15 protein-coding genes are annotated in these 17,015 nt (G+C 60.2%); 10 read left to right on the top strand and 5 right to left on the bottom strand.

Annotation, left to right across the window (positions count from 1 at the left end):
• The first annotated feature begins 129 nt into the window (after positions 1-129).
• From BJ917_RS20740 to BJ917_RS20705, 8 genes are all read left to right on the top strand, one after another.
• Positions 130-1,428 carry an MFS transporter gene (locus tag BJ917_RS20740; RefSeq protein ID WP_121104313.1) on the top strand — a complete coding sequence of 433 codons (1,299 nt, stop codon included), beginning with the start codon at positions 130-132 and terminating at the stop codon, positions 1,426-1,428.
• A 220-nt stretch (positions 1,429-1,648) separates the two neighbouring features.
• Positions 1,649-2,650 carry a phosphate ABC transporter substrate-binding protein PstS family protein gene (locus BJ917_RS20735; protein WP_096514188.1) on the top strand — a complete coding sequence of 334 codons (1,002 nt, stop codon included), beginning with the start codon at positions 1,649-1,651 and terminating at the stop codon, positions 2,648-2,650.
• 165 nt (positions 2,651-2,815) lie between these two features.
• Entirely contained in the window at positions 2,816-5,098 is a 2,283-nt protein-coding gene (locus BJ917_RS20730; RefSeq protein ID WP_096514189.1) for an ABC transporter permease subunit, read from the top strand.
• Between the two features lie 15 nt (positions 5,099-5,113).
• Positions 5,114-6,784, top strand: a complete 1,671-nt coding sequence (gene pstA, locus BJ917_RS20725) for a phosphate ABC transporter permease PstA (protein WP_096514190.1) — start codon at positions 5,114-5,116, stop codon at positions 6,782-6,784.
• A gap of 184 nt (positions 6,785-6,968) precedes the next feature.
• Complete coding sequence (gene pstB, locus BJ917_RS20720; protein ID WP_096514191.1) at positions 6,969-7,802, top strand: phosphate ABC transporter ATP-binding protein PstB; 834 nt, start codon at positions 6,969-6,971, stop codon at positions 7,800-7,802.
• A 109-nt stretch (positions 7,803-7,911) separates the two neighbouring features.
• Positions 7,912-8,673, top strand: a complete 762-nt coding sequence (phoU, locus tag BJ917_RS20715; protein ID WP_008030696.1) for a phosphate signaling complex protein PhoU — start codon at positions 7,912-7,914, stop codon at positions 8,671-8,673.
• A 168-nt stretch (positions 8,674-8,841) separates the two neighbouring features.
• On the top strand, positions 8,842-9,753 hold the full coding sequence (locus tag BJ917_RS20710; RefSeq protein ID WP_096514192.1) for a response regulator: 912 nt from the start codon (positions 8,842-8,844) through the stop codon (positions 9,751-9,753).
• A 209-nt stretch (positions 9,754-9,962) separates the two neighbouring features.
• Positions 9,963-10,859, top strand: a complete 897-nt coding sequence (locus tag BJ917_RS20705) for a peptidoglycan DD-metalloendopeptidase family protein (RefSeq protein WP_096514193.1) — start codon at positions 9,963-9,965, stop codon at positions 10,857-10,859.
• A gap of 172 nt (positions 10,860-11,031) precedes the next feature.
• On the opposite strand, the gene BJ917_RS20695 is transcribed toward BJ917_RS20705, so the two are convergent.
• From BJ917_RS20695 to phoB, 3 genes are all read right to left on the bottom strand, one after another.
• Positions 11,032-12,372, bottom strand: coding sequence for a hemolysin family protein (locus BJ917_RS20695; protein ID WP_096514194.1), 1,341 nt, complete (start codon positions 12,370-12,372; stop codon positions 11,032-11,034).
• Between the two features lie 124 nt (positions 12,373-12,496).
• Positions 12,497-13,783 (bottom strand): phosphate regulon sensor histidine kinase PhoR, encoded by a 1,287-nt coding sequence (gene phoR / locus BJ917_RS20690; RefSeq protein WP_256658563.1) that lies wholly within the window; start codon positions 13,781-13,783, stop codon positions 12,497-12,499.
• 82 nt (positions 13,784-13,865) lie between these two features.
• A complete protein-coding gene (gene phoB, locus BJ917_RS20685) occupies positions 13,866-14,555 on the bottom strand; it encodes a phosphate regulon transcriptional regulator PhoB (protein WP_034149326.1) in 690 nt (229 codons plus the stop codon).
• 153 nt (positions 14,556-14,708) lie between these two features.
• On the opposite strand from phoB, the gene BJ917_RS20680 reads away from it, so the two are divergent.
• Positions 14,709-15,092 (top strand): hypothetical protein, encoded by a 384-nt coding sequence (locus BJ917_RS20680; protein ID WP_096514196.1) that lies wholly within the window; start codon positions 14,709-14,711, stop codon positions 15,090-15,092.
• An 88-nt stretch (positions 15,093-15,180) separates the two neighbouring features.
• On the opposite strand, the gene ubiA is transcribed toward BJ917_RS20680, so the two are convergent.
• Together ubiA and BJ917_RS20670 are read right to left on the bottom strand one after the other, a co-directional pair.
• Positions 15,181-16,071, bottom strand: coding sequence for a 4-hydroxybenzoate octaprenyltransferase (gene ubiA / locus BJ917_RS20675; protein ID WP_096514197.1), 891 nt, complete (start codon positions 16,069-16,071; stop codon positions 15,181-15,183).
• Positions 16,071-16,634, bottom strand: a complete 564-nt coding sequence (locus BJ917_RS20670; RefSeq protein ID WP_096514198.1) for a chorismate lyase — start codon at positions 16,632-16,634, stop codon at positions 16,071-16,073. Before BJ917_RS20670 ends, ubiA begins: the two co-directional genes overlap by 1 nt.
• Positions 16,635-16,834: 200 nt before the next feature.
• On the opposite strand from BJ917_RS20670, the gene BJ917_RS20665 reads away from it, so the two are divergent.
• A complete protein-coding gene (locus tag BJ917_RS20665) occupies positions 16,835-17,005 on the top strand; it encodes a rubredoxin (RefSeq protein WP_096514199.1) in 171 nt (56 codons plus the stop codon).
• The last annotated feature ends 10 nt before the right edge of the window (positions 17,006-17,015 follow it).

The following is a 17,015-nucleotide window of genomic DNA, read 5'->3' as shown; positions in this document are numbered from 1 at the left end:
TTCTCATTTTGACTGTCAAATACGCGCCTCTATGTGCTTTTTCGAACAATTTGCTATCGTGCCGGACCTGCCCGAGCCCTTGCCAGCGTTGTTGGGGCGGCAGACCTGACTATAAGAGAAGCCCTTGCCATGACCACAGCGCCCTCGAGTATCGCGCAGCCTTCCCAACCTGCACGTCCGCTGACCCGCCACGACTACAAGACGCTATCGCTGTCGGCCCTGGGCGGCGCCCTTGAGTTTTACGACTTCATCATTTTCGTGTTTTTCGCCACGGTGGTGGGCAAGTTGTTCTTCCCGGCGGACATGCCCGAATGGCTGCGCTTGATGCAGACCTTCGGCATCTTTGCCGCCGGATACCTGGCGCGGCCACTGGGCGGCATCGTGATGGCGCACTTCGGCGACCTGCTGGGGCGCAAGAAGATGTTCACCCTGAGCATTTTCATGATGGCGGTGCCGACCCTGATCATGGGCCTGCTCCCGACTTATGCGCAGATCGGCATGTGGGCGCCGATCCTGTTGCTGCTGATGCGGGTGATCCAGGGTGCCGCGATCGGCGGTGAAGTGCCGGGCGCCTGGGTCTTCGTCTCCGAACACGTGCCGCAACGGTATATCGGCTATGCCTGCGGCACCCTGACCAGCGGCCTGACGGCGGGTATCTTGCTGGGTTCTCTGGTCGCCACGGCGATCAACAGCCTCTACACCCCGGTGGAAGTGGCGGATTACGCCTGGCGGATCCCGTTCCTGCTGGGCGGTGTGTTCGGCCTGTTTTCGGTGTACCTGCGCCGCTGGCTGCACGAAACGCCGGTGTTCGCCGAACTGCAACTGCGCAAGGCCCTGGCCGAAGAGGTGCCGCTGCGTGCTGTGCTGCGTGACCATCGTGGCGCGATTGCCATTTCCATGCTGCTGACCTGGCTGCTGTCCGCCGCCATTGTGGTACTGATTCTGATGACCCCGACCGTGTTGCAGACGGTCTACCATTTCTCGCCCACCACTGCACTGCAGTCCAACAGCGTGGCCATTGTGCTGCTGAGCTTTGGCTGCATCATTTCCGGTGCCCTGGCGGATCGCTTTGGGGCGGGGCGTGTCTTCGTGTTTGGCTGTGCCGCGTTGCTGGCCAGTTCCTGGACCTTCTACCACAGCCTGGCCGAGCATCCGGACTGGCTGTTCCCGATGTACGCCCTGACCGGCCTGCTGGTGGGCACCATAGGCGCGGTGCCGTACGTGATGGTCAAGGCATTCCCGCCGGTGGTGCGTTTCAGCGGCCTGTCATTCTCCTACAACGTCGCCTACGCGATTTTCGGTGGCCTGACGCCGATGATCGTCAGCCTGCTGCTCAAGGAAAGCCCGATGGGGCCTGCTTATTATGTGGCGGTGCTGTGCGGGGTCGGGATTTTGGTGGGTGCTTATCTCTGGAAGAAGGGGCGCTAGTTCCGGCCTCTTCGCCAGCAAGCCGGCTCCTACAAGGGTTGTGTAACGATAACGATCATCTGTAGGAGCCGGCTTGCTGGCGATGAACGATAACGCGGTAATACGTTGAAACACGGAATACTGGCCTTTCATCCAATTGTCATATTTCAGCCATAGAGTGTTCACACGGCCTGCTGATACTTGGCCCCGAATAACACACCCTATCTGCTAGGAGTAAGGCATGAAACTGAAGCGTTTGATGGCGGCAATGACTTTTGTCGCTGCTGGCGTTGCGACTGCCAACGCGGTTGCCGCTGTTGACCCTGCTATCCCGAGCTACACCAAGACCACTGGTGTGTCGGGCAACCTGTCCAGCGTCGGTTCCGATACCCTGGCCAACCTCATGACCCTCTGGGCTGAGAACTACAAAAAAGAATACCCGAACGTAAACATCCAGATTCAGGCCGCTGGCTCCGCCACTGCGCCACCTGCGCTGACTGAAGGCACCTCCAACCTGGGCCCGATGAGCCGCAAGATGAAGGACACCGAACTGGCTGCCTTCGAGCAGAAGTACGGCTACAAGCCAACCGCAATCCCGGTTGCCGTGGACGCCCTGGCTGTCTTCGTACACAAGGACAACCCGATCCAGCACCTGACCATGGAACAAGTCGACGCGATCTTCTCGTCCACTCGTCTGTGCGGCGCTAAAACCGAAGTGAAAACCTGGGGCGACCTGGGTGTGACCGGCGACCTGGCCAGCAAGCCGGTTCAACTGTTCGGTCGTAACTCGGTATCCGGCACCTACGGCTACTTCAAAGAAGAAGCCCTGTGCAAAGGCGACTACAAGCCAAACGTCAACGAACAACCAGGTTCGGCTTCGGTCGTGCAGTCGATCAGCTCCTCGCTGAACGGCATCGGTTACTCGGGCATCGGCTACAAAACCGCTAGCGTGAAAACCGTTGCCCTGTCGAAGAAAGGCAGCACCGAGTTCATCGAAGACACCGAAGAAAACGCCCTGAACGGCAAGTACCCGCTGTCCCGTTTCCTGTACGTATACGTCAACAAAGCCCCGAACAAGCCTCTGGCCCCGCTGGAAGCCGAGTTCGTGAAACTGGTTCTGTCCAAACAGGGCCAGGAAGTTGTGGTGAAAGACGGCTACATCCCACTGCCAGCCAAGGTTGCTGCAAAAGCACTGGCTGACCTGGGTCTGGCGGAAGGCGGCGCTGAAGTCGCAAAAAAGTAACAAATTGAGTCCGGGGGGCAACCCCGGCGGACTCACCTTGGGGGCGGCAGGAGCTGCCCCCATCCACTTCTGATTCCTTTATCCACTGCTGGTTACGCCGGCGGCGGATTTGTTGCGTCACTGCACTGTCATCTTTCTGTCATACAGGATCGCTAGGGTGTGCGAATGAATGATCTGGCCAATTCCAACATGACTACTAATCCCCCCAAGCGAATTGATTTCAATACGCCTGAGCTGCAACGCAAGCGCCGCATTCGTGCGCTCAAAGATCGCCTGACCCGCTGGTACGTCCTCGTTGGCGGCCTTGCTGTGCTGGGTGCGATCACGCTGATCTTCTTCTTCCTTGCCTATGTCGTCGCGCCCCTGTTCCAGGGTGCCAGCCTGACCGCCAAGGACGCCATCACGCCAGCCTGGATGCAAGACGCCGGCAAGCCGCTGATGATCTCCCTAGAAGAGCAAAACCAGGTCGCCATGCGCGTTTCCGACAAGGGCCTGGCGTTGTTCTTCGACATCGACAGTGGCGCTGAACTCAAGCGCGTCGATCTGCCGCTACCGGCCGGCACCACCGTAACGTCCATCGGCGAGGACCAGCCAGGTCACCCATTGGTGGCGGTGGGCTTGTCCAACGGTCAGGCCCTGGTGTTCCGTCACACCTATAAAGTCAGCTATCCGGACGGCAAGAAAACCATCTCTCCCGCCATTGAATACCCTTACGGCGAGACCCCGATTGCGCTGAACGAAGCCGGTGGTGCGCTGGAACACGTCAGCCTCAACGCCAACGATTCGACCCTGATGCTGGTCGGTGCCACCGGTTCGCAACTCAATGTTTTGTCGCTGACCAGCGAAGAAAACATGATGACCGGCGAAGTCACCAACGAGCAGAAGCGTATCGACCTGCCGCAAATGAACGAGCCGGTGAAGAACATCTTCGTCGACCCGCGCCAGCAGTGGCTTTACGTGGTTAACGGTCGCGCCCAGGCCGATGTTTTCAGCCTGCGCGACAAGAGCCTTAACGGTCGCTACAAACTGCTGGAAGACGGTGAAGCCCAAGTCACCGCCAGTACCCAGCTTGTGGGTGGTATCTCGCTGATCATCGGCGACTCCAAAGGTGGCCTGGCCCAATGGTTCATGGCTCGCGATCACGATGGCGAGCAGCGCCTGAAGCAGATTCGCACCTTCCAGATGGGCACTACGCCGATCGTTGAAATCACCGCCGAAGAACGTCGCAAAGGCTTCGTTGCCCTCGATGCATCCGGCAAGCTCGGCGTGTTCCACAGCACCGCGCACCGCACCTTGCTGGTGGATCAGGTGGTCGAAGGCCAGGGCCTGTTCGGCCTGTCGCCACGGGCCAACCGCGTGATCGTGGAAGCCGGCGGCAAGCTGCAACCCTTGCTGCTGGACAACCCGCACCCGGAAGTGTCGTGGAGCGCGTTGTGGAGCAAGGTCTGGTACGAGAACTACGACGAGCCTAAATACGTCTGGCAATCGACCGCCGCCAACACCGACTTCGAACCGAAACTGAGCCTGTCTCCGCTGACCTTCGGCACCCTGAAAGCCGCGTTCTACGCCATGCTGCTGGCCGCGCCACTGGCCGTCGCCGCTGCGATCTACACCGCGTACTTCATGGCCCCTGGCATGCGCCGCAAGGTCAAGCCGGTGATCGAACTGATGGAAGCGATGCCGACGGTGATCCTCGGTTTCTTCGCCGGTCTGTTCCTGGCCCCGTATGTGGAAGGACATCTGCCGGGCATCTTCAGCCTGCTGATGCTGTTACCGATCGGCATTCTTGTCGCCGGTTTCACCTTCAGCCGCCTGCCTGAGTCCGTTCGCCTGAAAGTGCCCGATGGCTGGGAAAGCGCGATTCTGATCCCGGTGATCCTCTTCGTTGGCTGGCTGTCGCTGTACATGAGCCCGTACATGGAGAACTGGTTCTTCGGCGGCGACATGCGCATGTGGATCTCCCACGACCTGGGCATCACCTACGACCAGCGCAACGCACTGGTGGTCGGTCTGGCCATGGGCTTTGCGGTGATCCCGAACATCTATTCCATCGCCGAAGACGCCGTGTTCAGCGTGCCACGTGGCCTGACCCTCGGTTCCCTGGCCCTCGGCGCCACGCCATGGCAGACCATGACCCGTGTGGTGATCCTCACCGCCAGCCCGGGCATCTTCTCGGCGCTGATGATCGGCATGGGCCGTGCGGTCGGTGAAACCATGATCGTGCTGATGGCCACCGGCAACACCCCGGTCATGGAAATGAACCTGTTCGAAGGTCTGCGCACCCTGGCCGCCAACGTCGCGGTGGAAATGCCGGAGTCGGAAGTCGGCGGCAGCCACTACCGCGTGCTGTTCCTCTCGGCGCTGGTACTGCTGTTGTTCACCTTCATCATGAACACCCTCGCGGAACTGATTCGTCAGCGTCTGCGCAAGAAATACTCGTCGCTTTAAGAAAGGTAGAAGTCTGTGAAACAGAACTCCCTGAATGGATGGTTCAAGAGCGGCGCCCCAGGCGTCTGGATCAGCGGTGGCGCGGTGTCCATCGCGGTCATCATGACGATTGGCCTGCTGGCAGTGATTGCCGTGCGCGGCCTGGGTCACTTCTGGCCGGCGGATTTGATGCACGCCAGCTATGACGTGCCGGGCCAGGCCAATCAGCTGGTCATCGGCGAAGTGGTACAGAAGGAAGAAGTGCCGCGTGCGCGTCTGAAAAGCGCTGGCTTGCCGGTGCCGGACGAAGGTCCGGAGTTCATGACCCGCGAGCTGATCAAGGTCGGCAACCGTGACCTGAACGGCAACGACTTCACCTGGACCGTTGGCGAGTGGCTGACCAACCAGAAAACCCCGGTCGAACTGATGGCGCTGGAGCGTCGCGAGTGGGGCAATTTCTACGGCTACCTGGTCAACGTCAAACAGGACGGCAAGGTCATTGCCGAAGGCGAAGCGGCATGGCCTGAACTGCAAGCGCGGATCAACCGCGTGAACCAGCTGGCTACCCAACTCAAGACCCTGGAAAAGTCCGACATCGGTGCGATCAACGCCGGTCTTGAACGTATCCGTCTGCATGGTCGCAAGCTGGAACTGGAAGGCAAGCTCGACCCGGCCGCACAAGCGGACATGGAATCCGAGCGTGCCGAACTCAATGCCCGCTATCAGGACATCGAGGCACGTCTGGGTGATCTGCACGCGCAGTTCAACCGCGACAGCCTGACCGCCCGTGATGCCAACGGCAAAGAAATCGAAATCAGCCTCGGTAAAGTGGTTCACGCCTATCAGCCGAACGCCATGGGCACCTTCACCAAGCTCGGTTTCTACTTCAGCAAGGTCTGGGAATTCCTGAGTGACGACCCGCGTGAAGCGAACACCGAAGGCGGGATTTTCCCGGCGATCTTCGGCACCGTGATGATGACCCTGATCATGGCAATGATCGTGACCCCGTTCGGTGTGTTGGCGGCGGTGTACCTGCGTGAATACGCCAAGCAGAACACCCTGACCCGCGTGATCCGCATCGCGGTGAACAACCTGGCGGGCGTTCCGGCCATCGTGTACGGCGTGTTCGGTCTGGGCTTCTTCGTCTATGTGCTGGGTGGCTCGCTCGACCGTCTGTTCTTCCCTGAAGCCTTGCCGGCGCCGACCTTCGGTACGCCAGGCCTGCTGTGGGCTTCGTTGACTCTGGCGCTGCTGGCAGTGCCGGTGGTGATCGTGGCCACCGAAGAAGGCCTGGCGCGAATTCCTCGCACCGTGCGTGAAGGCTCGTTGGCCCTCGGCGCGACCAAGGCTGAAACCTTGTGGAAGATCGTGCTGCCGATGGCCAGCCCGGCGATGATGACCGGCATGATCCTCGCCGTGGCCCGCGCCGCCGGTGAAGTGGCGCCGCTGATGCTGGTGGGTGTCGTGAAGCTGGCGCCGTCGCTGCCGGTGGACGGCAACTACCCGTACCTGCACCTGGACCAGAAGATCATGCACCTGGGCTTCCACATTTATGACGTCGGCTTCCAGAGCCCGAACGTCGAAGCCGCGCGGCCGCTGGTGTACGCCACGGCGCTGCTGCTGGTGCTGGTGATCGCGACATTGAACCTGTCAGCCGTCTATATCCGTAACCACCTGCGCGAGAAGTACAAGGCGCTGGATAGCTAAGACAAACCCTGTGGGAGCTGGCTTGCCAGCGATGGCATCACCGCGGTGCTACTGGCAGACCGAGTCGCCTGCATCGCTGGCAAGCCAGCTCCCACAAGGGTCGGCGCAAGCCACAGATTTTGAGTAACCCATTGGCCAAGCCAGTGGTTAAACAAACCGAATTTGTTAGCACAGGGAGCCTCCCATGCAGCACGAAGCACATACCCACGGCATCAATATGTCGGCCCTGGGTCGCGACAAACAGAGCCTGAACCTCGAGCAGGAAACCGTGGCCATTGAAGTGCCGGGCCTGAGCCTGTTCTACGGCGAGAAACAAGCGCTCTACGACGTCAGCATGAATATCCCGAAACAGCGCGTGACCGCCTTCATCGGTCCGTCCGGCTGCGGCAAATCCACGCTGCTGCGGACCTTCAACCGCATGAACGACCTGGTGGATGGCTGCCGCGTCGAAGGCGCGATCAACCTGTATGGCAACAACATCTATCGCAAGGGCGAAGACGTGGCCGAGCTGCGTCGTCGCGTCGGCATGGTGTTCCAGAAGCCTAACCCGTTCCCGAAAACCATCTACGAAAACGTGGTCTACGGCCTGCGCATCCAGGGCATCAACAAAAAGCGCGTGCTCGACGAAGCCGTTGAGTGGGCGTTGAAAGGCGCGGCGTTGTGGGACGAAGTCAAAGACCGTCTGCACGAATCGGCACTGGGCCTGTCCGGTGGTCAGCAGCAACGTCTGGTGATTGCCCGTACCATCGCCGTGGAGCCGGAAGTGCTGCTGCTCGACGAGCCGTGCTCGGCACTCGATCCGATCTCGACGCTGAAAGTCGAAGAGCTGATCTACGAACTGAAATCCAAATTCACCATCGTGATCGTGACCCACAACATGCAGCAGGCCGCGCGGGTTTCCGACTACACGGCGTTCATGTACATGGGCAAACTGGTGGAGTTCGGCGACACCGACACCCTGTTCACCAATCCGGCGAAGAAGCAGACCGAAGACTACATCACGGGTCGTTACGGCTAGAAACAGCTGCAAGCCGCAAGCTTAAAGCGGCAAGTAAGAGCAGTTCGAGTACGACACAAAACAGCTTGCAGCTTGTAGCTTGCAGCTCACAGCTATCGCGGAGCAAAAGATGATTTCGAAGGAAGGCTTAACCCACCACATCTCCCAGCAGTTCAACGCTGAGCTTGAGGAAGTGCGCAGCCACCTCCTGGCCATGGGCGGGCTGGTCGAGAAGCAGGTCAACGACGCAGTGACCGCACTGATCGAGGCTGATTCCGGCCTGGCCCAGCAGGTGCGCGAGATCGACGACCAGATCAACCAGATGGAACGCAACATCGACGAAGAATGCCTGCGCATTCTGGCCCGTCGCCAGCCGGCGGCGTCCGACTTGCGCCTGATCATCAGCATCTCCAAATCGGTGATCGACCTGGAGCGCATCGGTGACGAAGCGACCAAGATCGCCCGTCGCGCCATCCAGTTGTGCGAAGAAGGCGAAGCGCCGCGTGGTTACGTGGAAGTGCGCCACATCGGCGACCAGGTGCGCAACATGGTGCGTGATGCCCTGGACGCGTTTGCCCGTTTCGACGCCGATCTGGCGCTGTCGGTGGCGCAGTACGACAAGATCATCGACCGCGAATACAAGACCGCCCTGCGTGAGCTGGCGACCTACATGATGGAAGACCCGCGCTCTATCTCGCGGGTCTTGAGCATCATCTGGGTGCTGCGTTCGCTGGAGCGCATCGGCGACCACGCGCGCAATATCTCGGAGCTGGTGATTTACCTGGTGCGCGGTACTGACGTGCGTCACCTGGGCCTCAAGCGCATGAAGGAAGAAGTTGAAGGAACAAGCGGTGAAACCGCTAATGTTCCGGGCAAAGTTGACGATAAGTAAGATTGCCCCAGAGAAGCGCCCGGCCCTTTGGCCGGGCGTTTTCGTTTGCGGCTTACGAATTCGAAAAGCAGCACCCGCGAACGAAAAGTCCCGGCGTGACTGAAGGTTTTTGGCAAAGTGCCATCAGTAAGACGGTATGCTAGCCGGGATTTTTTAAAGGGGTTATGGATGAGTAAGGTCAGTGTGTTGGTCGTGGACGATGCCTCGTTCATTCGTGACCTGGTGAAAAAATGCCTGCGTAACTATTTCCCGGGCATGCGGATCGAAGACGCAGTCAACGGCAGAAAGGCCCAGGCCCTGCTGGCACGGGAAGCGTTCGACCTGGTCCTGTGCGACTGGGAAATGCCGGAAATGTCCGGGCTGGAGCTGCTGACCTGGTGCCGCGAGCAAGACAGCCTCAAGGGCATGCCGTTCGTCATGGTGACCAGCCGCGGCGACAAAGAGAACGTCGTCCAGGCGATCCAGGCCGGGGTCTCCGGCTACGTCAGCAAGCCATTCACCAACGAGCAACTGATCACCAAGGTCAAGCAGGCGCTGCACAAGGTCGGCAAGCTCGACGCCTTGATAAACACGGCCAGCACCAAAACCGTTCCGGCGTTCGCCAACGATTCGTTGAATGCGTTGACCGGAGGCAAGGCGCCCGTGGTGGCGCCGACTGTCGCTGCGCCCGCTGCCCCAGCCCGTGGTGGCTTGCTCAACAGCCCACCGGTCAAGGCGCCGGTAGCTGCGGCGGCAGCCGGGGGAGGGCGTGGCCAGGGTCAGCTGCGCTTGCCGAACGGCATTCAGCAATGCGTGATCAAGGCCCTGAGCCTCAAGGAAGCGCTGCTGGTGGTGAAGCGTAACGACACCCTGCCGCAAGTGCTCGACAGCGCGGTACTCGACCTTGAACAGGGCGACAACGCCGAAACCGCCCGCCTCAACGGCTACCTGCATGCCATCGTCGCCCACGAGCCGAAGCCCGACAGCGAATGGCTGCAACTGACCTTCCGCTTCGTCGATCAGGATGCGCAGAAGCTTGATTACATTTCGCGATTGATTGCACGCGGGACAGCGCAGAAGCACTTCATTCCTGGCGCTTGATTACGTATCGCCTGTCAGTCCGCCTTCGCGAGCAGGCCCGCTCCCACATTGGAATGCGTTTCAACGGTAGGAGCGAGCCTGCTCGCGACGAGATCATCATCTACACCACACATCACCCTGACCCACCCATCTTGAAACATCTGTCGACTACGCAGGTCAATTCCCACTGCTAGGCTCCTTCCCAGGCCTTACTCGACAGAACCCTGCCCATGCTCCCGCGCCTGCTGTTCTCCTGTGGTCTTTTCATGGCCTCCACCTCGGCCGTGGCCATGACTATCTACACGTCCACCGATGCCAATGGCGTGGTCTCCTACAGTGATCGCCCCACCCAGGGCTCGCAGGTGTTCGTTTTTCGCGATCGCATGGTCGAACACCTGGAGCGCCAGGTGTACCTCGACATCAAGCAGCTCAAAGGCATGGACAGCGTGTTTGTACGCAACGACCTGTATGCGCCGGTAGAGATCGAATTGAGTTTCACCGGGCTGAACAATGTCAGCGGCGCGCCGAGTCGGCCGATCCGCCGGGTCATGCCGGCACGCAGCAGTATTCGCCTGGCGCTGCTCAAGGCCTCGAAGCCCGGAAAGCCGCTGGTGTATACCCCAAGGTTCGAATACTCCCTGGGCGACCCGTCAGGGACCGCCATGGCCTATCGCTACCCGCTGCCCTGGCGAGGCGGCCCGTTTCGTCTGAGTCAGGGGGCCAATGGCCAATACAGCCACTACGGGCCGAAAAACCGTTATGCGATGGACATCGCCATGCCGGAAGGCACGCCGATCATCGCGGCCCGTGGCGGGATCGTGGTGAAAACCGAAAACAGCCAGACCGGCCGCGGCACCGACCCGTCGGGCAACTTCGTGCGGGTGCTGCACGATGACGGGACCATGGGCGTTTACCTGCACCTGAAAAAAGGCTCGGTCTGCGTTCGTGAGGGACAGCGGGTGGGGGTGGGCAGTGCGCTGGCGCTGTCGGGCAATACCGGCAACAGCAGCGGGCCGCATCTGCACTTCGTGGTGCAGCGCAATACCGGGATGGGACTGGTATCGATTCCGTACCGGTTCAATCAACCGGTGGGGGCATTGCCCAACTTTGCGTTGGGCAAGCAATAGGCCGAAGCACTGCGATTCACTGTGGCGAGGGAGCTTGCTCCCGTTCGGCTGCGCAGCAGTCGTAAAACCAGACAACCAGTTCTTTCAGACAATCCACTATCGCAGTATTTGGGGCCGCTTCGCAGCCCAGCGGGAGCAAGCTCCCTCGCCACCAAAGCCTTCCGGCTCCTGATCAATTGAGCATCAACACCTTGGCCAGCACAATCTTCGGTCCTTTCATCTTCTTGATGATGATCCGCAGGCCTTCGACTTCCAGCACCTCTTCCTCTTCCGGCACGCGCTTCAAGCTTTCATAGACCAGCCCGGCGAGTGTTTCGGCTTCGACGTGATCCAGGTCGATACCCAGCAACCTCTCGACCTTGAACAGCGGAGTATCGCCGCGCACCAGCAGTTTGCCCGGCTGATACGCGAGAATCCCGCGCTCGGCCTTGTGGTGTTCGTCCTGGATATCACCAACCAGGGCCTCCAGCACGTCTTCCATGGTCAGGAAGCCGATCACCTTGCCGTCGGCCTCTTCGACCAGGGCAAAGTGCGCGCCGCCCTGACGGAACTGTTCCAGCAGGCTGGACAGCTGCATGTGCTTGGTCACCCGCTCCAGCGGGTGCAGAAGCTCGGTCAGATTGAACTTGGACGGCAGCATCTCCAGCAACGACAGCTGCAGCAGCAGGTCCTTGATGTGCAGCAGGCCGATAAAGCTGCCGGTTTCCTCGTCGTACACCGGGAAGCGGCTGTACTTGTGGCGGCGGAACAGGCTGAACACATCTTCCAGCTTGTCCGTGCTGTTGAGGTAGACCAGGTCTTCGCGTGAGTTGGCCCAGTCGACCACTTCCAGCTCGCCCATTTCCACCGCAGATGCCAGCACGCGCATATCCTGGTCGCTGGGGTCACTGGCGCGACTGGAGTGGAGGATCAGCTTGAGCTCGTCGCGGCTGTAATGGTGCTCGTGGTGCGGGCCGGGTTCACCCTGGCCTGCGATGCGCAGGATCTGGTTGGCGCTGGCGTTGAGCAGGTAGATGGCCGGGTACATGGCCCAGTAGAACAGGTACAAGGGCACCGCTGTCCACAGCGACAGCAGCTCGGGTTTGCGGATGGCCCAGGATTTGGGCGCCAGTTCGCCGACCACGATGTGCAGGTACGAAATGATGAAGAACGCGGTGAAGAACGAAATCGCCTTGACCACTTCGTTGGAATCTACGCCCACGGCACTCAGCACAGGGGCCAGAAGGTGCGCGAACGCCGGTTCGCCGACCCAGCCCAGGCCCAGGGAGGCGAGGGTGATACCCAATTGGCACGCCGACAGGTAAGCATCGAGCTGACTGTGTACGGTGCGCAGGATGTGCCCGCGCCAGCCGTGCTGTTCAGCGATGGCTTCGACCCGGGTCGAGCGCAGTTTGACCATGGCAAATTCCGCCGCAACGAAAAAGCCGTTGAGCAAAACCAGGATCAGAGCGAAAAGAATCATGCCGAAGTCGGCGAATATTGTTGCGAGGGTCAAGCCAGGGGAAGGGTCCATGATGGAGTTTTGCGGGTTCCGTGTATTCGAATGGAAAGAAAAAAGTGCACCTGAAAAAGCAGACGCAAGTCAGCCAATGTAGCGGCTGACTGTGCGATTGCCTAGTGGCGCGTGCTGGCCGGTATCAGTCAGCAGTGCTGATAACCCGGGATTTACTGACCTGGGCAGGGGCGAAGTGGCAGGTAAACGTACTGCCGTGGCCCGGTACGCTGCTGATCTCCATGCGCGCGCGATGGCGCAACAGCACGTGTTTGACGATCGCCAGGCCCAGCCCGGTGCCGCCGGTGTTGGAATTGCGGCTTGAGTCGACGCGATAGAAGCGTTCAGTCAGGCGCGGGAGGTGTTTGGCGTCGATGCCGATCCCGGAATCCTGCACGCTCAGGTGCGCGCCTTGCTCATCACCCCACCAGCGAATGCGGATGTTGCCTTCGGCCTGGGTGTATTTCACCGCGTTGAACACCAGATTGGAAAACGCACTGCGTAATTCCGCTTCGCTGCCCTTGAGCAAAATCGTCGGATCGGCTTCAAGGGTAATTTGCTGGTTTTTCTGCCCGGACAACTGCTGCGCATCGCTCTTGATCGATTGCAGCAAGCCATCGATGGCCACCGGCTGGTTGTCCGACGGGTAATCGGTGGCTTCCAGCTTGGCCAGCAACAGCAAGTCGTTGAGCAAGGTTTGCATGCGCCCGCCCTGTTGCTGCATTTGCTGCAGGGCGCGGCTCCAGCGCGGGTTCACGTCCTCGACGTTGTCGAGCAGGGTTTCCAGGTAGCCGCAAATCACCGTCAGCGGCGTGCGCAGTTCATGGGACACGTTGGCGATGAAGTCTTTGCGCATTTGCTCCAGCTGATGGATGCGCGTCACGTCACGCACCAGCATCAAATGCTCATTGTTGCCGTAGCGGGTGATGTACAGCTGAATGCGCATCCGGTCGTTGGTCGGCGAGGGAATTTCCAACGGTTCGGCGTAACTGTCTTGCTCGAAGTATTCCTTGAAGCGCGGATGACGCACCAAGTTGGTCACCGGTTGACCGCTGTCTTGTGGGGTCTTGAGGCCCAGCAGGGTTTCAGCGGCGCGGTTCCACCATTCCAGGTTGCCATCGCTGTCGAGCATGACCACGGCATCTTTCAATGCCGCGGTGGATTCCTGAACGCGGTCGATCACCGCTTGCAAGCGTCCGCGCACCCGTTGGTCACGACGTTGCAGGTGGTAGATGCTGTCGAACACCTCGCCCCACAGGCCGTAGCCATCGGGCGGCGCTTCATCGGGCGTATGCAGGCGCAGCCACTCATGCAGGCGCAGCAGTTGCTTGAGGGTCCAGGCCAGGTAAAGACCCAACCCCGCAGCGAGGCTCCAGCCGTAGTAGCCGGTGATCAAACCGATCACCAGGCAGGCGGTGACCAGCAGCAGCATGTGGCGAATCAGGGTGCCATGCCAGTTTTGGTTCACTTGAGCGCGCGTCCTTGTCTACTTCTAAAGCGGGGAAAAGTCCGGATCACGCCTTCGTAGAAAAGCGATAACCGGTGCCGCGCACGGTTTGTACCAGGTTTTCGTAGGCATCGCCGAGGGCTTTGCGCAGGCGCCGGATGTGCACGTCGACCGTGCGTTCCTCAACGTAGACGTTGCCGCCCCAGACCTGATCCAGCAGCTGGCCACGGGTGTAGGCGCGTTCCTGGTGGGTCATGAAAAATTGCAGCAGTCGGTATTCGGTCGGTCCCATTTCCGCGGGCTTGCCATCGATGGTCACGCGGTGGCCGATCGGGTCGAGCAGCAGGCCGCCGACTTCAATCGGCGCCTCGCCATCAGTCGGGCCGGCGCGGCGCAGCACGGCCTTCAGGCGAGCGACCAGTTCGCGGGGGGAAAAGGGTTTGGTGATGTAGTCGTCGGCACCCACTTCCAGGCCCTGGATCTTGTTGTCCTCTTCACCCTTGGCGGTGAGCATGATGATCGGGATATCCCCGGTCAGCTCATCGCGCTTGAGGCGGCGGGCCAGCTCGATGCCGGAAGTGCCGGGCAGCATCCAGTCGAGCAGGATCAGGTCCGGTTTGCGGTCGACGATAATGGCGTGGGCCTGCTGGGAGTTCTCCGCCTCCAGGCAGTCGTAGCCGGCCATTTCCAACGCAACGGCGATCATTTCGCGAATGGGCGCTTCGTCGTCGACGATCAGAATGCTCCTGCCAACCATGCCTTAATCCTCTTGTCATTTAACTGTCTTGCGCCGCATTAGATAACGGAATTATTGCAGTCGTGTGACAGTATTTTAGCCGCCCGGCGATTGTCACGAACCTGAACTAAGCTCTAATTCTCCGAATCCTGACAACCACAAAGGAAGGTTTCCATGAAACACATTGCTCAATCCTGGAAGGCTCTGCTCGTTACAGCTGCACTAACGCTGCCGGCAATGGCCTTCGCCGCCGAGCCGGCGATGATGAAAGACGGGATGATGGTCGATCACAAAGGCATGACGGTGTACACGTACGACAAGGACTCGGGCGGCAAGTCGACGTGCAACGGCGAGTGCGCTGAATACTGGCCGCCAATGATGGCGCCGGCGGGTGCCAAGCCCGAAGGCAAGTGGAGCACGATCAAGCGTGACGACGGTAAGATGCAGTGGGCCTATGACGGCAAGCCGCTTTACACCTTCATGAAGGACAAAAAACCCGGTGACATGGCAGGCGACAACATGAAGGACGTCTGGCACGTCGTGCACGAGCATAAATAAGCGATTCGCCTGCGCCGTAATCAGATCGCAGCCTGCGCTGGCTCCATCCCCTGTTGGAGCGAGCGCAGGCTGCGATCTTTTTCAACGGTCAACGCAGCGCGTAATCCAGCACAATCCCAACGAAAATCGCCAACCCGGCCCAGTGGTTGTGCAAGAACGCCTTGAAACAGCGCATGCGGTCCTTGCCTCGGGTGTACCAGAATTCCCAGGCGAAACAGCCCGCCGCCACCGCCAGGCCTAGATGGAACCAGCCACCGAGCTCGAATTTCGAGCCGGCCAGCCACAGGCAGCCCAACGCCAACCCTTGCAGGGCCAGGATGATCGCCCGGTCTGCTTCGCCAAACAGAATCGCCGTGGATTTCACGCCGATCTTCAAGTCGTCGTCACGGTCAGTCATGGCGTAATACGTGTCATAACCCACCGTCCACAGCAGGTTGGCGATCCACAGCAACCAGGCCGCAGCCGGCAGTTCGCCGGTTTCGGCGGTGAACGCCATCGGCATCCCCCAGGAGAACGCTGCACCCAGCACCACTTGCGGGTAATAGGTGTAGCGCTTCATGAACGGATAACTGAACGCCAGCGCCAGGCCACCGAACGACAGCCAGACCGTTGCTGCGTTGGTGCACAGCACCAGCAGGAAACTCACGCCCATCAGCAACGCAAAGAACACCAGCGCCTCTTTGGAGCTGATCTTGCCGCTCGGCAGCGGCCGCTGTTCGGTGCGCTTCACATGGCCGTCGACCTTGCGGTCCGCCCAATCGTTGATCACACAACCGCCCGCGCGGGTCAGCACCACGCCGAGGACGAAAATCACGATATTGGCCAGCGACGGCGAGCCCTTGCCGGCAATCCACAGCGCCCACAACGTCGGCCACAGCAGCAGATAAATGCCGATCGGCTTGTCCATACGCGTCAGTTGAATGAAATCCCAGGCCCGTGGGTTCAAGCGGTTCAAGGACTTGAGCAGGCTCTGGTACATCAGCAGTTCTCCGGGTGGGCGCGGGCAGCGCTCCACAGGGTCGGCAGGAAAATTTCGGCTACCAGCACGCTCAAGGTGCCACGGTCGAAGCGCGAGCGGCGGCCCCACAGCTCAGGGGCCTGAACTTCCGTCGGCAGCCACGCTTGAGGATAGTGGCAAACCTCGATGGCGCGGCGCTGGAACGCGTGGTCGCAAAACAGCAGTTCCCCCAGGGAGCGGCTGCCCAGTTCGTCCATGTGCAAGCCGTCGCCCTGCAATGCACTGCGCGATGCGACGCTGCGGGCAAACACCCACGCCTGGCCATGCCCGCGCAAATACACCTCGCGCACCCAGCCTTCACTGCCTTCGGCCAGGTCCAGCGCGGCGCATTCATCGGTGCGCAAGGTCTGCCAGCCTTCGAACAGCGGCGTGACGCTGAAGCCGTCATTCGACAGACGGGTCAGGCGTCGGGTCAGCGAGCCTTCGTCGAACAACCAATCGAGGGTAGACGGGTCGGGGAGGGGCGTCAGCAAGCTTTGAGAGCGCCAGAGAGGGGCCGAACGAGGGGGATTTGTGTGTTGCACAATGAGTCATTATTGGCAGCAAAGGAGGCGGCGAGCTTAACATGTCAGCTCATAAATTTGAGTGATCTGGCCGCCCGTTGCGCCGAACAGGCTTGCAACTGCCCGGCCCCATCAGTACAAAACGCACTGAGCCGGACGGCAGCGCTGTAACCATCGACCGTTCGCGCCAGTAGAAGCCTGAACCCTGAGGAAGTACCTAAATGAAAAAGTGGCAATGTGTGGTCTGCGGCCTGATCTACAACGAAGCCGAGGGCTGGCCGGATGACGGCATTGCACCGGGCACCCCGTGGCAAGACGTGCCGGAAGACTGGCTGTGCCCGGACTGCGGTGTGGGCAAGATGGATTTTGAAATGATCGAAATCGCTGCTTAAAAAACTGAGG

The organism is Pseudomonas sp. WPR_5_2 (assembly GCF_003634475.1).
Lineage (GTDB): Bacteria > Pseudomonadota > Gammaproteobacteria > Pseudomonadales > Pseudomonadaceae > Aquipseudomonas > Aquipseudomonas izuensis.
The sequence above is the reverse complement of the archived record's forward strand: the minus strand, read 5'-3'. Positions and strand labels throughout refer to the sequence as shown.

Coding starts and splice junctions, on each gene's coding strand:
- BJ917_RS20740 (WP_121104313.1), top strand. CDS start 130: ATGACCACAGCGCCCTCGAGTATCGCGCAGCCTTCCCAACCTGCACGT.
- BJ917_RS20735 (WP_096514188.1), top strand. CDS start 1,649: ATGAAACTGAAGCGTTTGATGGCGGCAATGACTTTTGTCGCTGCTGGC.
- BJ917_RS20730 (WP_096514189.1), top strand. CDS start 2,816: ATGAATGATCTGGCCAATTCCAACATGACTACTAATCCCCCCAAGCGA.
- pstB (WP_096514191.1), top strand. CDS start 6,969: ATGCAGCACGAAGCACATACCCACGGCATCAATATGTCGGCCCTGGGT.
- phoU (WP_008030696.1), top strand. CDS start 7,912: ATGATTTCGAAGGAAGGCTTAACCCACCACATCTCCCAGCAGTTCAAC.
- BJ917_RS20710 (WP_096514192.1), top strand. CDS start 8,842: ATGAGTAAGGTCAGTGTGTTGGTCGTGGACGATGCCTCGTTCATTCGT.
- BJ917_RS20705 (WP_096514193.1), top strand. CDS start 9,963: ATGCTCCCGCGCCTGCTGTTCTCCTGTGGTCTTTTCATGGCCTCCACC.
- BJ917_RS20695 (WP_096514194.1), bottom strand. CDS start 12,372: ATGGACCCTTCCCCTGGCTTGACCCTCGCAACAATATTCGCCGACTTC.
- phoR (WP_256658563.1), bottom strand. CDS start 13,783: ATGCTGCTGCTGGTCACCGCCTGCCTGGTGATCGGTTTGATCACCGGC.
- phoB (WP_034149326.1), bottom strand. CDS start 14,555: ATGGTTGGCAGGAGCATTCTGATCGTCGACGACGAAGCGCCCATTCGC.
- BJ917_RS20680 (WP_096514196.1), top strand. CDS start 14,709: ATGAAACACATTGCTCAATCCTGGAAGGCTCTGCTCGTTACAGCTGCA.
- ubiA (WP_096514197.1), bottom strand. CDS start 16,071: ATGTACCAGAGCCTGCTCAAGTCCTTGAACCGCTTGAACCCACGGGCC.
- BJ917_RS20665 (WP_096514199.1), top strand. CDS start 16,835: ATGAAAAAGTGGCAATGTGTGGTCTGCGGCCTGATCTACAACGAAGCC.